Consider the following 16,349-nt stretch of genomic DNA (forward strand, 5'->3'; position numbering starts at 1 on the left):
CTCCCTTTTTGATTGACGACTCGGTTATAAAAGTGCCAATGTTTCTTTGACTAATAATTTGAAATCTTCTTTGACGCGTTCTGTCGTCTCCACGACTTCCGCATGGTTCAAGTTGGCTTGCATCCCTGCTGCTAAGTTCGTAATGCAAGAAATTCCTAAAACATTCAAGCCACTATGGACTGCTACGATCACTTCAGGAACAGTTGACATCCCAACAGCATCTGCCCCAAGCGTCCGGGCCATGCGGATCTCAGCCGGGGTTTCATAGGTTGGTCCGGTAAAGCCCATGTAGACACCTTCTTTTAATTCTAAGCCTAAACGTTTCGCAGCTGCGCGCGCTTTTTCTTGATAGTTTTTCGTATAAGCGGCACTCATATCTGGAAAACGCGGGCCGATCTGTTCATCATTTGGTCCGATCAAAGGATTAGTTCCCATAAAATTGATGTGGTCTGTGATGAGCATCAAATTCCCAGGCGTAAATGTTTCATTCACACCACCGGCTGCATTCGTCACAATTAATGACGTGACGCCTAGCGCTGCCATCACCCGAACTGGATACGTGACAGTCTCCATGGCATTGCCCTCGTAATAATGGAAACGACCTTGCATCGCTAACACATATTTACCAGCTAAACGACCGTAGACTAATTGTCCAGCATGCCCAACGACTGTTGAGATGGGAAAATGCGGGATATCATTGTAAGCTACGATCACTGCGTCTTCGATCTCTTCAGCTAATTCGCCTAACCCTGAGCCTAAGATCAAACCGACCTCGACTTTGCCTACACCTTTGTCTTCGATGTAACTAGCGGTTTGTTGGATTTTCGTTTGTAAATCTGTCATAGTACCCTCCTATTTTAAAAGTGTTAAGAAACTCGTTCCGTTTTCTGTTTTTGGTACTGCAAAATTTTCTGCGATCGTCGCCGCAATATCTGCATAAAAACCTTGTGGTAGTTTCCCTTGGGCCGTCATTTTTTTACTGTAGGCTAAAAGCGGCACATATTCTCGCGTGTGATCGGTGCCAGGGAAAGTCGGATCATTCCCGTGATCAGCGGTGATCAACAACAGGTCATCTTCATCAAGTTCAGTCAAAATTTCAGGAATTCGTAGATCAAAGTCTTCGATGGCATGGGCATACCCGACTACATCACGGCGATGGCCATATAACGCATCAAAGTCGACGAGATTGGTGAAGCTCAACCCTTCAAAATCTTGTTTCATGACCGTCAGCAATTGATCGACCCCATCCATATTACTCTTCGTGCGAATCGCTTTGGTGATCCCTTGCCCATTGAAAATATCGTTGATCTTACCGACTGCGATCACGTCTTTCCCGTTATCTTTCAACGCATCAAGCACCGTTTTGCCAAATGGATCTAGCGCGTAATCATGGCGATTAGCCGTTCGAGTAAAATCACCTGGTTCGCCTAAATACGGACGAGCAATGATGCGGCCGATCATATAAGGTTCATCTTTTGTGATCTCACGGACATATTCACAGATCTTATACAATTCAGCCAGCGGGATGATTTCTTCGTGAGCTGCGATCTGCAGGACGGGATCAGCGGAAGTATACACGATCAAGTCGCCGGTCTTCATTTGATGTTCGCCGTAATCATTGATGACTTGCGTCCCGCTATACGGTTTGTTACAAACGACTTTCCGGCCTGAAAATTCTTCGATCTTACGGAGCAGGTCATCTGGAAAACCTGCTGGAAAGACTCGGAATGGTTTTTTGATATTCAAGCTAGCGATTTCCCAGTGCCCGGTCATCGTATCTTTTCCCACCGAGACTTCTTCTAATTTAGTCGCATAGCCAAGGTGTTTTTCTTTATCGACTACTCCAGCTAATGGGCGGATCGACCCTAACCCTAAATATTCTAAATTTGGGATATGAAGGCCCGCTTCTTGTGCGATATGGCCTAAAGTATCCGCTCCGACATCATTGAATTTTTCAGCGTCTGGCGCTTCGCCGATCCCGACTGAATCCATGACGATCAAGTGTACCCGTTTAAACATATGATTCCCTCTTTTCTTTTTCTGCTGATCTCAGTATAACGAATTTAAAAAAAGGACGCGACTTAGAACTGTTGTTCCAAAAGCCCGTCCTCGTTAAATTATTTCGATTTGATGTAGTTGACCCCATCAGCTTTTGGTGCCGCTGATTTGCCTAGGAACAACACTAAAACGACGATCGTTAACACGTACGGTGCGGATTGTAAATACACAGCAGGAATGTTTGAGATGACTGGTAAATTGGCGCCCATGATACTGATATTTTGCGCAAAACCGAAGAAAACCGCCGCGCCCATCGCACCAAGTGGATTCCATTTCCCAAAGATCATCGCTGCCATCGAGATAAACCCTTGACCGGCGATGGTCGTAGCCGCAAAGCGTCCCGCGATCGATTGCGCGAAGACTGCGCCGCCCATCCCACCTAAAAAGCCTGAGATCAAAACGCCTGAATAGCGCATTGCATAAACATTGATCCCTAACGTATCTGCTGCTTGCGGATTTTCACCCACGGAACGCAGCCGCAGACCGAATTTCGTTTTAAAGATAACAAATGATGAGATCACTGCCACTAAGATCGCAAAGTAGGCTGGCAAACTCGTTTGTTTGAAGAACAAGTCCCCGATGATCGGGATTTTGCTCAATCCAGGGAAGTTGAAATAGCCAAATTGTTGTTGGATCGTATCGGTTTGACCTTTACCATAAATAACTTTGATCAAAAAGACGGTCAGTGCCGGTGCTAATAAATTCATCACCGTTCCGCTGATGATATGATCTGCTCGAAAATTGACTGTTGCCACCGCATGCAGTAAGGAGAAGATCATCCCGACAACACCACCGCATAACACTCCGAGCCAAGGCGTCCAACCGCCAAATTGACCGGCAAACGTCAAGTTGAAGATAACTGAGCTAAAAGCCCCCATGACCATGATGCCCTCAAGACCAACGTTGACGATCCCACTACGTTCAGAAAAGACACCGCCCAGAGCCGTTAAGATCAAAGGCGCAGAATAAACGAGTGTCTGAGCAATCAATGAACCTAATAAATTGATATTCATCAGATGTCGCCTCCTTTTTGGTCTTGTTTATTTTCTGGACTTTCCATTTGTTCAACGATTGCTGTTTGTTTTTTATTCCCTGAAGCTTTAGCCAATAAGTAACGTACGACATAGTTGATGGCAACAAAGAAAATGATTAACGGAATGACGCTGTTCGCTAGTTCGCTCGGCACACCGGCAAACTGCATTCCTTGGCCGCCTAATTTCAAGATAGAGAACAATAAGGCCGATAGTAAGATTCCGATCGAGCCACCATTTCCTAGTAAGGAGACAGCCATCCCGTCAAATCCGATACTGATAGAAGAACCTTGGACAAAGTAGTTCATGAAAGTTCCCAAACCTTGGACGACACCACCTAATCCAGCTAGAAAACCGGAGATGATCATCGAAATAATGATCGTCCGTTTACTACTCATCCCTGCGTATTCAGACGCAAAAGGATTCAAGCCAACGGAACGAATCTCAAAACCTAGCGTCGTTTTCTTCATCAAGAACCAAACTAAGGCTAAGAAGACTAATGCTAAAATAAAACCGGTATTCACCCGCGAACCACCAAAGATGTTAGTCAACCAAGGTTCTCGCAATGAACCGTTCATGCCGACGATCTTTGTGACTCCTTTATTGGAGATGATGCTTGGGTCCATCACATTGTTGACGATATGATTGGCCACATACAAGATCACATAGTTCATCATGATCGTGACAATTACTTCACTAGTGCCAAAGTACGCTCGTAAAACACCAGGAATGGCAGCGGCGATCGCGCCACAAACAGCTCCTGCTAAAACAGCTAATGGTACAACGACTAACTTCGGTGCGTCTGGCATGCTAAGTGCCACCCAAATACTAGCGACCCAGCCACAGAGTGCCTGACCAGAAAGCCCGATATTAAAGAAACCAGCTGAGTTAGCTACCGAAAATCCCAGTGCGGTAAAAATCAATGGGGCAGCTCCAACTAAAATCTCACCTACTGACATCGAACTTTGAAACGCGGAACTAAACATTGCTTGATACCCTTGGATCGGATTATAACCGGTTACCAGCATCAGCAAGCCGCCTAAAATGAAACCTAAAATAACTGAGATCACTGGAACTAGGACATTACGTATTTTTTCTGCGCGATCATTCATTTGTCTCACCCGCCTTTTGTAATTCTGCTCGTGCATCGTCTAAACTATAGCCGGCCATAAGTAACCCGAGCTCGTTTTCTGACGTTTCTTTCGGATCAACAATCCCAACGATCTCCCCGGCATGGATGACGGCAATACGGTCAGAGACATCTAAAATTTCATCTAATTCAAAACTGATCAACAGCACGCCTTTAGCTTTATCCCGTTGTTCCACGAGACGTTTATGGATATACTCGATTGCACCGACATCTAATCCCCGCGTTGGTTGTGCAACGATCAATAGATCAGGATCTCGATCAACTTCGCGAGCAATAATCGCTTTTTGCTGGTTCCCACCAGACAACGAGCCTGCGGGAGCTTTTTCACTTGTCGTCCGCACATCGTATTCTTCGATCAACTTGCGCGCGTAGCTATCGATTTTGTTGTAATTCAAGATCCCCGATTTACTTAGTGGTGGCTTATAGTACGTCTGTAGCGCAATGTTTTCTGCTAGTGACAACTGTAAGACCAATCCATATTTATGACGATCTTCTGGGACGTGGCCCACGCCTGCTTCTGTGACTTGCCGCGGTTTATGGCCCGTAATATCTTTCCCATTTAAGGTCACAGTCCCACTTTCGACTTTCCGCAGACCGGTCAGTGCTTGGATCAATTCAGTTTGACCGTTGCCATCGATCCCGGCGATCCCAACGACTTCACCGCGATGAACATCTAAGCTCAGTTTTTTGACCGCTTCAAGTCCGCGACTTTCTTTCACGACCAGATCTTTGATGGAAAGAACCGTCTCACCTGGTGTAGCAGGTTTTTTCGCAGTCTTAAATGAAACAGAGCGCCCGACCATCATGTCAGCTAATTGCTGAGAGGAAACATCTTTCACATCAACAGTTCCGATGTATTTCCCGCGGCGGATAACGGAACAACGATCCGCGACTTTTTTGATCTCATCTAATTTATGGGTGATCAAAATGATCGATTTGCCTTCTTTGACCAGTCCTTCCATGATCTCGATCAATTCATCGATCTCTTGAGGCGTCAACACAGCAGTTGGTTCATCAAAAATCAAAACGTTGGCGCCGCGATACAATGTTTTTAAAATCTCGACCCGCTGTTGCATCCCGACTGAAATATCACGGATATATGCTGACGGATCGACTTTCAAACCGTAATCTTCCGATAATTTTTTGATATCTTGTTCCGCTTTTTTCTTGTCTAATGTTCCATGATGACTTGGCTCACTACCTAAAATAATATTTTCTGTTACCGTAAAAGCATCCACGAGCATAAAATGCTGATGGACCATCCCGATCCCTAATTGATTGGCTTTGGTGGGACTGGTGATCGCAACTTTTTGGCCGTTCATCAAAATATCGCCTGAAGTTGGTTCTAACAAACCGGATAAGACATTCATCAATGTCGATTTCCCGGCACCATTCTCACCTAAAAGCGCATGGATCTCACCTTTACGGATCTGCAGATTGATATTGTCATTGGCTTTGAAGTTCCCAAATTGTTTGGTGATATTTCGCATCTCAATGACGTAATTTTCTTCTGCCACTTTTTTCACATCCTATCGTTAGTCCAATAAATAAGTGCAACAAAACTAGTTCATAAGGAGTTCTTTCCTTAATCAAACAGTGAGACTTCACCATTTGAGTAAAAAAAGAAAACATTTAAAATGATGGGACTGGGACAGCTGATGTGTTCCAATCCCTTCTTTCACATAAACGGCGTGACAGAAAAAATTCTGTCACCGCCGCAATGACTGTATTTATTTTGTTGGTTTTTCTGGCACTTTGATATCGCCAGCAATGATTTTTTCTTTCGCTGATTTGACTGACGCTTTTGCTTCATCAGATAAGTAACCATCTGTCAATGAAACCCCGCCATCTTTCAAACCGTAAACTAAGTGTTTGCCGCCTGGAAATTTATCGTTCAACGCTTTCGTTGAGATATCTTGCACCGCAGCGCCGACACCTTTAAGCGATGAAGTTAGACAGAAGTTGTCTTCTTTACCATCTTTATTCGTGTATTTACCTTCAGCTTGTTGGTCAGAATCTACCCCGATGACCCAAACTTTGCTGTTTTCGTCAGCATCTTTGTTCCGAGCTTTTGCTTCTTGGAAGACCCCAGCACCTGTACCACCTGAAGCATGATAAATGATATCCACGCCACTTTGATACATGTTAGCAGCTAAGGCTTTCCCTTTAGCTGGATCACCAAATGAAGCGGCATATTGCACATCGACTGAGATGTCTTTGTTCATTTCTTTAGCTGTATCTTGCACACCTTTGACAAAACCAGCTTCGAAACGGTCAATAACTGCGCCTTCTTCACCACCGATAAAGCCAAGTTTGTCAGATTTTGTCGTATGCGCGGCTGCCACACCTGCTAAGTAAGCAGCTTCGTTGTCTTTAAACGTAGCGGAAGCGACATTTTTCTTACCTTCGATCACTGAGTCAATGATAACAAAGTTTGTGTCTGCGTGTTGATCTGCTGCACTTGAGATCGGATCAGCTAATAAGTACCCAATCCCGAAGACTGTTTTGAAACCATTTGAAACAGCTGAATCGATATTTTGTGTATATTGTGAAGCATCGTTTGACTGGATGTAATTGTAACCGCCAGTTCCACGTTTGATATCGTGTTTTTTACCCCAAGCTTGTAAACCTTCCCAAGCAGATTGGTTAAATGAACGGTCATCAACACCGCCGATATCGGTCACGATTGCTACACTGTGTTTTGCGTCTTGTTTGCCAGAAGAACCGCCAGACGAATCTGTCTTTCCTCCGCCGCCACATGCGCCTAGTGCTAATAATGCAGCCATCGCTACCGCACCTAGACCAAATACTTTTGCTTTTTTCATTTCTGTAAAGCCCCCTAATAATGGTTTTTTATTTTTCAACAGTCAATCGACTGAATGAACGTGAGTTATAGATCTTTATCGGTAAACATATACGGCAGTAATTTCTCAACTGTCGTTTCAAACTGAACACCATCATCTCCTAAAAGAGTCACCGGCATCGTCGGTTCACAAAACTCTGCGATCACTTGCCGACAAGCGCCACATGGTGCAATGGGTTCTGGTGTATGGCCTGCTACTACTAAATGCTGAAATTCTCGTTCACCTTCTGAGACTGCTTTGAAGATCGCGGTCCGTTCCGCACAATTACTCAAGCCATACGAAGCATTTTCAATGTTCAAGCCTTGGTAGAGTTTTCCGCTTTTGGTCACAAGACACGCCCCGACTGGAAAATGAGAATACGGCACATACGCTTTATCAAGTGCTGCAACTGCCACGTCTTGCCATTCTTTTTTGGCTGTCATTAATAACCACTTCCTGACAAACCGTTCATGATCGCAACACCTGAACTTGCTCCTAGGCGAGTCGCACCTGCTTCGATCATCGCTAAAGCTTCTTTCGCATTGTGGATTCCACCAGAAGCTTTGACACCCATTTCTGGCCCGACTGTTTCTCGCATCAATTTGATATCATCGATCGTTGCGCCACCCGTTGAAAAGCCCGTTGACGTTTTAACAAAATCAGCCCCGGCAGCTTTAGCCAGTTCACACGCTTTGATTTTTTCTTCGCGGTTCAATAAAGACGTTTCGATGATGACTTTCACTAAAGCTTTATCTTTCGCTTCCGCTACGACAGCTGCGATATCTTGTTGAACATACTCAAAATTGCCGCCTTTTAATTCGCCGATGTTGATGACCATATCGACTTCATCTGCACCGCTTTCGATCGCATTTTTCGCTTCTAGCGCTTTGATCGTGGTCGTATTGGCCCCTAGCGGAAAACCGATGACGGTACAAACTGCGACTGGTTCTCCGTTTAATTTTTCAGCGGCTAAGCTGACCCAAGTCGGGTTGATGCAAACTGAATAAAAATGATATTTTTTTGCTTCCTCAATGATCTGTTCCACATCTTTTTGGGTCGCATCTGCTTTTAAGATCGTATGATCGATCATTCGATTCAATTCCATGTTTATTTGCTCCTTTGTAAGTTATTCCGTAATGATCGCGTGGATCAATTTTGGTTCCACTGGTGTCTCGCCGATTTCGATATTGTCATATAATAATGCTTCCACGGCTGACACGTCTTCACTGTTAGCGTAGATCGTAAGCAATGATTCGCCAGCAGTGATTTTTTCACCGACTTTTTTATGCAATTTAAGACCGACTGCATGATCGATGGCATCTTCTTTTGTCTTCCGACCGGCGCCTAATAACATCGCAGCGATCCCGATCTCGTTTGCAACTAGCTTCGTGACAAAACCAGTTGCTTTAGCTGGCAATTCAAATTGGTAACGCGCCGTCAAGATTTTTTCAGGCTGATCGACCACACTTACATCGCCGCCTTGATTTGCGATCAATTCACGGAATTTTTCTAACGCTTTACCAGAATGCAAGGCTTCTTCTAACATCGCCCGGGCCTCAGTTAAAGAATCAGCTTTTTTCGCTAAAACGACCATTTGACTCCCTAAGACATAACACATCTCCGTCAAATCAGCCGGACCGCGCCCGTTTAACGTATCGATCGCTTCTACGACTTCTAAACTATTACCGATCGCTTCTCCTAATGGTTCAGACATATCTGAGATGACTGCCATCGTTTGACGTCCAGCAAGTTTTCCAATTCTGACCATCGTTTCAGCTAACCGTTTAGCATCCGCGATTTTTTTCATGAAGGCACCTTCACCCGTCGTGACATCTAAAACGATCGCATCGGCACCGGCCGCGATTTTTTTACTCATGATAGAACTTGCGATCAACGGAATCGAGTCCACAGTCGCGGTCACATCCCGCAGTGCATATAATTTTTTATCCGCAGGAGCTAAATTCCCTGATTGACCGATCACCGCCACTTGACTTTTATTCACGGCATCGATGAATTCTTGATCAGATAACTCGATCTTAAAACCGGGGATCGATTCAAATTTATCCAGTGTCCCCCCAGTGAAACCTAAGCCGCGACCGGACATTTTAGCAACTGGCACACCCACACTTGCAACTAGTGGCGCTAAAACTAATGTCGTCGTATCGCCCACGCCACCGGTGGAATGTTTGTCAACTTTGATACCAGCAATCGTGGAAAGGTCGATGATCTCACCAGAGTTTGCCATCGCTAAAGTTAAATTGGAGATCTCCTCATCGGTCATATCTTTATAAAAGATCGCCATCAACAAAGCACTCATTTGATAATCAGGGATCTCCCCATTGGTATAGCCGTTTATAATAAAATCAATCTCCGCTTTGGTCAGGATCTGGCCATCGCGTTTCTTTTCGATCAAGTCTACCATTCTCATCTATTCTGCCTCCAATTTCACATTCATTATACACTAAAACGCAAAAAGGTAAATCACTTTAGTAAACCGTTTTACCTATCTGAAAACAATTTATAGTAAGCCTTTTCATTCCTACTATAAACAGGGTTCGCTCCACTGTCAATCCTCAATTTGTTTTTTTACACTCTCACGAATAATTAATTTTGTTTGGAATATTTTATTCGGAATTCGCTGCGCCGGGAAATTAATCGCATCCACTAAAAACTTCGCCGCAGAAAAGCCGATCTCAAAACTTGGTTGAAAAACAGTCGTCAAAGGCGGTACCATGTATTGGCTTACTTCCAATCCATCAAAGCCAACCACTGAAATATCGTCAGGCACTTTTTTACCACTTTCGTAAATCGCTTGGTAACAACCAATCGCCATTTCATCATTCCCACAAAAAATCGCAGTGATCTCAGGATTTTTCAAAACTTTTTTTGCGGCTTGGTACCCACCTGCGATCGTTAATGCTCCCGAGCCGACATAACTTTCTTTAAACGGTAACTGCTGCTCTTTGACTACTTGGCGATAAGCATTGACTCGCTCTGTCAATTGATAATAGCCAGCATTTTCTTTGAGCATCCCAATATAGCGGTGACCAGCAGCCGCTAACATCCGAACGACTTGTTGGGCTCCTTCGTATTCTTCCACGAGCAATTGGCCCCAATCTCGCTCATTTAATCCCCGATCGATCAAAACGATCGGGTGCTGCCGGTAAAAATCACTGTCCAATGCATGCTCTTGATCCAATTGATGAGGCGTTGCCAGCAAGATCCCATCGACTGAACGATGAGAAAGTTCATTTAAATAACGTTTTTCTTGTTCTTTATCATGCCGTGAATTACATAAAATAATCATATAGCCCAGTGGATTCAAATAACTTTCGACCCCTTCGATCACTTTTGAAAAAAAAGAATCCGTCACATCTGGTATGATCATGCCAATCGTTTTAGAATGCCGATTGATCAAATTGGCCGCAAAAAAATCCGGCTTGTAATGGTATTCTTCCACGATCGCCAACACTTTGCGCCGCGTTTTTTCACTAAAACGGCTGCCTTTGTTGTTTAAAATTTGCGAGACGGTCGTCACTGACACCCCCGCTTTTTCCGCAATTTCTTTGATCGTGATTTTCATGGTGCCCCTCCTCCATTTTTTTCTAGTGTAGCAAAGGCTAGATTAATCTAAAAGTAACTTTAAGTGAGTAAAGGATTAAAAAATAGCTTACCTCACAGCTGCTTGATAAAAATTTAAAAAAAATAAGTAGTTAAACATAAGGCATTCAACTACTTAGGTTCGCCACCAACTAAAAGCTAAGTGACTTTAGTTTGATCAACATTCACCTAAAACAAAAATAAGCCAGCACGTTTCAGCCGTTAATCGACTGAAAAGTACTGGCTTATTTTTTATTCTTTCACACTTTTTAAAATGTAATAGCCTTTGTCTTTTGAAACGATTGCTACATTGCCAAATGTCTCGGCCATTTTCTTTTTCGCACTGGGAGCACCTTGTTTTTTCTGAATCACCACAGTCAATGTGCCGCCGGTTTTCAGTCGTGACTCAGCCCCAGTCAAAATCTCGTGAACGACTTGTTTGCCCGCCCGAATCGGTGGATTGCTGATAATCGCCGCATATTCTGTTTGATGCAGTGTCTCATAAAGATTGGACTGGTGGATATCAGCTGTAATCTGATTGCGTCTCGCATTGCCTTGTGCTAGATCCACCGCGCGCTGATTGATATCGATCAACTCGACTGGATGATTTCCAGCTGCTGCCAGCGCTAGCCCGATCGGACCGTAGCCGCAACCGACATCTAGTAAAGTTCCCGCTGGTAGCTCTTCAAAACTGAAGTGCTCGATCAACACACGTGAGCCATAGTCCACTGTGTTACGAGAAAAAACGCCGCTGTCAGTCACAAACTGAAAATTTTTTCCGCGTAAGGCAAATGACCACGCTTCAAAGTCGTGGGGTGTCTCAGGATTTTCGGTGTAGTAGTGATTTGTCATATTATTCTCCAATTAATTTGTTTTGAATATCGCGCGCGATCAAGCTGCCGATAAATTGGTAGCCTTCATCAGAAGGGTGAAGTCCGTCATTTTGCAAAAATTCATTAGGTGCTGGGTATTGTGTCATATGGTGATACAAATCGATGCTCCAGACGCCTTTTTCTTTGGCGACCTTCTTCGCTTCTTGAGCATAGGCTTGCTGCCGCGCATTATCCGCAATTGTTTTGATCGCCGTATTGACATAGGTTGGTGTTAAGACGATCGTTTTTTCTGGATCTAGCTGGTCGAGCATGGTAGCTAAATTTTGCCCAAACTCTTCTTTGGTCGCTTTTTGTTTGACGGCATCATTGTCACCAAATAAGATCACGACAAAATCCCCATGTTCACTGACCACATCTTTGATCCGTTTCACGCCATCTGCTGAGCCTTCACCACGTCGGCCAAGGTTTACCACCGTGTAATCTGGATAGCCCATGCTCTTTAGCGTATCTGTGACGACGTTGTCCAAGTAATCACTCGTGTCACCATTGCGTAAACCGGCCATCAAACTGTCACCAAATAAAACAATTTTTTTCATACGAACTCTCTCCTTCATGTTTTCTCATTTTCTATCATACCACGCTGACATTTTTTTACGAACATTTGCGGTTGACAGACTTTTGTTTTCTAAGAAATGCATAAAACTCACGCAATTTTAATAGCCATCATGAGTACTTTTCAGCTAAAATGACCTATATTGAAGCATTTTATGCTAAAATAAGCGCAGTTACGTGAAGGAGGCGCCTTATGAACGAGCGCATGAACTACTATAAGATCTCGCGAGAACAATGGCAAGACTTTTATACCGAGGGCAACACCCCGCTGACTCAAGCCGAATTAGATAGTATCAAAAGTTTGAATGATCGGATCTCCATGAAAGATGTGGCCGATGTCTACATTCCATTGTGTCACTTGATCCATCTTTATATGAAAGAATTCGAATCGCTGACTTTGAGTAAAGGTTTGTTCTTACATAAATATGTTAAGATGCCACCTTTTATCATCGGGATCGCCGGCAGTGTCGCGGTAGGAAAAAGTACCACAGCGCGCCTCTTGCAAACTTTGCTAGATCGTCTGTTCAAGCATCGCACCGTTCAACTCATCACGACTGATGGCTTTTTATACCCGAATAAAGTCTTAGAAGCCCGCGGGATCATGGACCGGAAAGGGTTTCCTGAAAGTTATGATATGGAAAAGCTGATCGACTTTTTAAATGAAGTCAAATCCGGTAAAGAAACGACGCAACTTCCCATTTACTCGCACAATGTTTACGATATCATTGAAGATCAATATCAAACGATTGAATCCCCTGACATTTTGATCGTTGAAGGCATCAATACATTACAGTTGCCAGCTAATCAACAAATCTATGTCAGTGACTTTTTTGATTTTTCCATCTTCGTTGATGCGAAGCCGGCTCTGATCGAAAAATGGTACTTGGAACGCTTCGAAGCTTTACTGGATACTGCTTTTTTAGATCCTGATAATTATTATTACCAATATGCGATCGGGGACCGCCAAAAAGCCATTGCAATGGCTGAAAGTGTCTGGCAAAACGTCAATCTAAAAAATTTAGAAGAGTATATCTTGCCAACCCGCGGCCGAGCTGATATCATCTTGCACAAAGCAAAACATCACATCATTGATGAAATTTATTTACGCAAATACTAGCCTACAAAGAAAGGTCACTTTCTTTTAGAAATAAAAAAGGAATAGAGGTAATCATTTTGACAAACGTTGCCAACGAGCTGACAAACGTTGAAAAAATCATCGTACTTGATTATGGTAGCCAATACAACCAATTGATCACACGCCGCATTCGAGAATTTGGCGTCTTCTCTGAACTACTGAGTCACCGGATCACCGCCGAAGAAGTCAAAGCCATGAACCCGAAAGGCATCATCTTATCCGGCGGACCTAACAGTGTCTATGACAAAGACGCTTTTTCCATCGATCCTGAGATCTTAAAACTAGGGATCCCGGTTTTAGGCATTTGTTACGGCATGCAGTTGATCACGTTCAATCTCGGCGGCAAAGTTGAACCCGCGAAAAATCGGGAATACGGTAAAGCAACTTTAGAAGTCATGACAGACGATGCAGTTTTATTCAAAGGTACGCCGAAAGAACAAACCGTTTGGATGAGCCACGGCGATTTAGTTACGGAAGTCCCAACTGGCTTTGAAACAGTCGGCACTAGCCAAGACTGCCCAATCGCTGCGATTCAAAACACCGACAGCAATATTTTCGGAATCCAATTCCACGCTGAAGTCCGCAACTCTGAATACGGAAATGAACTTTTACGTCACTTTGCTTTTGATGTTTGTCATTGCACGGGTGACTGGAGCATGGATAACTTCATTGACATGCAAATCGAAAAAATTCGTGAAGAAGTCGGCGATAAAAAAGTCTTGCTTGGCCTATCTGGGGGTGTTGATTCATCCGTCGTAGGGGTCTTATTGCAAAAAGCAATTGGGGACCAACTGACTTCGATCTTCGTTGACCACGGGTTGTTACGTAAATACGAAGCCGAACAAGTGATGGATACACTAGGCGGTAAATTTGGCTTGAACATCATCAAAGTCGATGCTAAAGATCGTTTCTTAGGTAAATTAGCTGGAGTTTCTGATCCTGAACAAAAACGTAAGATCATCGGAAACGAATTTGTTTACTTATTTGACGATGAAGCTACCAAGCTTGCTGGTAAAGAAGGCATCAGCTTCTTAGCTCAAGGTACGCTATATACCGATGTCATCGAATCTGGTACTGAAACAGCTCAAACGATTAAATCCCACCACAACGTTGGCGGATTGCCAGAAGACATGCAATTCAAATTGATCGAACCATTAAATACTTTGTTCAAAGATGAAGTTCGCGCACTTGGAACGCAACTAGGCATGCCAGATGAAATCGTTTGGCGTCAACCATTCCCAGGCCCAGGCCTTGGCATTCGTGTCCTTGGTGAAATCACCGAAGAAAAACTGCAAGTCGTGCGGGATTCTGATTACATCTTACGAGAAGAAATCGCGGCAGCTGGTCTTGACCGTGACATTTGGCAGTACTTCACTGTCTTACCAGGCATCCGTTCTGTTGGTGTGATGGGTGATGGCCGGACTTACGACTACACAGTTGGTATCCGGGCGGTGACTTCAATCGATGGAATGACTGCCGATTTTGCCCGCATTCCGTGGGACGTCTTGCAAAAAATCTCTGTTCGGATCGTAAACGAAGTCGATCACGTCAACCGGATCGTGTATGATATTACAAGCAAGCCACCAGCAACGGTGGAGTGGGAATAATTAACAACCCCAAAAAGGCTTGGTTATGCAGATTTGACTGTTTCTAAATTGTTATAAAAGCTATGAAATAGTACTAAAAATAAATAGTTCCCCGCCAAAAACCCCGCCAAGCCAAACTGGAAAACTCATTGTTATAGCAGTGATTTGAGATAATCATTTGCTTATAGCAATGAGTTTTTTTGTTTGCTGACGGTAGAATGTTCTCATTCTATCTTGCTCCCCGCTAACACATATGGCTCAGGTACGTTAATTTCAGTTGCTTTAACTTTAACCCCTGCTTCAACGTCTTTGATATTAATTTCACCTTTATCGTCCGTCTTTGCTTTACGGTCAGTAGGTGAACCTTTTCCTGTGAACTGAATATCAAATTCTGTTCCGGGTACCGCTTTGTTTGTCTCAGCGTCAACCTTCTTGATTTTGATATCCCCTGTATCCGGATCTGGCTCAGGGTCAGGTGGTGGCGTTTCTCCTTTAATGTGTACATTAAAACCCCACATAGCCGGGTCTTTAATACTAGGAACCCAAACACGTTGTGAATTAGGTTTTTCTAACGCAATAGGGGAACCGTTAGCATATCCACGTTTAAATGTTAAAGTTCCTTGACCTGGTGAGTCTGATTTAGGTTTAATTGTTAATGTATACCCATCCGGACTAATCAAATAATCTAAATTTGCTGAATTTTGATGTAATGTTTCAAAAGCATGTAAATCCATGTCCGATTTTAACTCAGTATTTTGGTCTTTAGGGATTTCAATAGTTTGTTTATCAAGATTAGGAGTTTTATCATACTCAGCTAAACCACGATTAATTTGGTCACGTAAAGGTGCGAAAGGTTGTCCTTCTAAAGTGTCTACAGTAATACCAAAAGGTAACCCTTCCCAAATATACGCCTGTGTTGCCATACGTTGAAACTCTGTAGGTGTTGCTCCGAAAATAAAGTGAGTACGCCATAGACAAGAAGCTAACTGAACGTTCCGTGGAATATCATTAGCATCTACTGCTTGGTATCCTGGGTTAGTTGCCCCGGGTGCAGATACTGTAGGGTCAGCACAAAATGTAATCATATCCGCTTCTCCGTTTGTTCCATCAGGACGGAATGCCATTTGAGCACTATACGCTTGCCATGGTGCGCCGCTCTTAGTACCCACAAAATGGTGTTTACCCGCTTCATTAAAATAGATCGTTCCTGTTTCTCCCGGCTTCATTTTTAAAGTTGCTTTAGATTTAAAATCGTCATCCTTTGCCGCATTAGCGTCAGAACTCCCTAAACTTAACGCACCAAAGCCTAGAGCCGATAACGCCGCTACACTAAGGATTGTCTTCTTCATTTGTTTTGAAGTCTTAATCATGTGTTACTCCTTGTATATTGTATTTAGGGTTTTAATCTTCACGATTTGTAAGGACAACCCTATGAACCTGTGTTATTAAATTTGGTATTACCTCAGTAGCTCTGAGATAATATAGATAAGGATTGAGAGGT

Annotated in this window: 14 protein-coding genes and 1 pseudogene; 2 read left to right on the forward strand and 13 right to left on the reverse strand. The window is 43.6% G+C overall.

Annotated features, from left to right (window positions below):
- Positions 1–24: 24 nt before the first annotated feature.
- From GVJ38_RS06585 to GVJ38_RS06640, 12 genes and pseudogenes are all read right to left on the reverse strand, one after another.
- Positions 25–843, reverse strand: coding sequence for a purine-nucleoside phosphorylase (locus GVJ38_RS06585; RefSeq protein WP_159722381.1), 819 nt, complete (start codon positions 841–843; stop codon positions 25–27).
- A gap of 9 nt (positions 844–852) precedes the next feature.
- Entirely contained in the window at positions 853–2,019 is a 1,167-nt protein-coding gene (gene deoB, locus GVJ38_RS06590; RefSeq protein ID WP_159722382.1) for a phosphopentomutase, read from the reverse strand.
- Positions 2,020–2,117: 98 nt separating this feature from the next.
- Entirely contained in the window at positions 2,118–3,071 is a 954-nt protein-coding gene (locus tag GVJ38_RS06595) for an ABC transporter permease (RefSeq protein ID WP_159722383.1), read from the reverse strand.
- Positions 3,071–4,201, reverse strand: coding sequence for an ABC transporter permease (locus tag GVJ38_RS06600; RefSeq protein ID WP_159722384.1), 1,131 nt, complete (start codon positions 4,199–4,201; stop codon positions 3,071–3,073). The genes GVJ38_RS06595 and GVJ38_RS06600 overlap by 1 nt, the downstream gene beginning before the upstream one ends.
- Positions 4,194–5,756, reverse strand: coding sequence for an ABC transporter ATP-binding protein (locus GVJ38_RS06605; RefSeq protein WP_159722385.1), 1,563 nt, complete (start codon positions 5,754–5,756; stop codon positions 4,194–4,196). Before GVJ38_RS06605 ends, GVJ38_RS06600 begins: the two co-directional genes overlap by 8 nt.
- A gap of 213 nt (positions 5,757–5,969) precedes the next feature.
- Positions 5,970–7,064, reverse strand: coding sequence for a BMP family lipoprotein (locus GVJ38_RS06610; protein WP_159722386.1), 1,095 nt, complete (start codon positions 7,062–7,064; stop codon positions 5,970–5,972).
- A gap of 65 nt (positions 7,065–7,129) precedes the next feature.
- Positions 7,130–7,525, reverse strand: coding sequence for a cytidine deaminase (locus tag GVJ38_RS06615; RefSeq protein ID WP_159722387.1), 396 nt, complete (start codon positions 7,523–7,525; stop codon positions 7,130–7,132).
- The gene (gene deoC / locus GVJ38_RS06620) at positions 7,525–8,187 is read right to left on the reverse strand and encodes a deoxyribose-phosphate aldolase (protein ID WP_159722388.1); all 663 of its coding nucleotides are present in this window, start codon (positions 8,185–8,187) and stop codon (positions 7,525–7,527) included. Before deoC ends, GVJ38_RS06615 begins: the two co-directional genes overlap by 1 nt.
- 21 nt (positions 8,188–8,208) lie before the next feature.
- Complete coding sequence (locus tag GVJ38_RS06625) at positions 8,209–9,510, reverse strand: pyrimidine-nucleoside phosphorylase (RefSeq protein ID WP_159722389.1); 1,302 nt, start codon at positions 9,508–9,510, stop codon at positions 8,209–8,211.
- A gap of 138 nt (positions 9,511–9,648) precedes the next feature.
- Positions 9,649–10,671 (reverse strand): annotated as a pseudogene (locus GVJ38_RS06630) (LacI family DNA-binding transcriptional regulator); the annotation flags it as partial.
- Between the two features lie 263 nt (positions 10,672–10,934).
- Positions 10,935–11,534: a class I SAM-dependent methyltransferase gene (locus GVJ38_RS06635; RefSeq protein ID WP_159722391.1), complete on the reverse strand. Its 600-nt coding sequence runs from the start codon at positions 11,532–11,534 to the stop codon at positions 10,935–10,937.
- Between the two features lies 1 nt (position 11,535).
- A complete protein-coding gene (locus tag GVJ38_RS06640; protein WP_159722392.1) occupies positions 11,536–12,111 on the reverse strand; it encodes an SGNH/GDSL hydrolase family protein in 576 nt (191 codons plus the stop codon).
- 209 nt (positions 12,112–12,320) lie between these two features.
- Between GVJ38_RS06640 and coaA the strand changes: the two genes are divergently transcribed.
- Positions 12,321–13,244 (forward strand): type I pantothenate kinase, encoded by a 924-nt coding sequence (coaA, locus tag GVJ38_RS06645; protein ID WP_159722393.1) that lies wholly within the window; start codon positions 12,321–12,323, stop codon positions 13,242–13,244.
- Positions 13,245–13,300: 56 nt separating this feature from the next.
- Positions 13,301–14,869 (forward strand): glutamine-hydrolyzing GMP synthase, encoded by a 1,569-nt coding sequence (guaA, locus tag GVJ38_RS06650; protein ID WP_159722394.1) that lies wholly within the window; start codon positions 13,301–13,303, stop codon positions 14,867–14,869.
- A 203-nt stretch (positions 14,870–15,072) separates the two neighbouring features.
- Here guaA and GVJ38_RS06655 read toward each other — a convergent pair whose 3' ends face one another.
- On the reverse strand, positions 15,073–16,218 hold the full coding sequence (locus GVJ38_RS06655; RefSeq protein ID WP_159722395.1) for a SpaA isopeptide-forming pilin-related protein: 1,146 nt from the start codon (positions 16,216–16,218) through the stop codon (positions 15,073–15,075).
- Positions 16,219–16,349: the final 131 nt, after the last annotated feature.

The sequence above is a fragment of the Enterococcus sp. CSURQ0835 genome, assembly GCF_902706605.1.
GTDB lineage: Bacteria > Bacillota > Bacilli > Lactobacillales > Enterococcaceae > Enterococcus_A.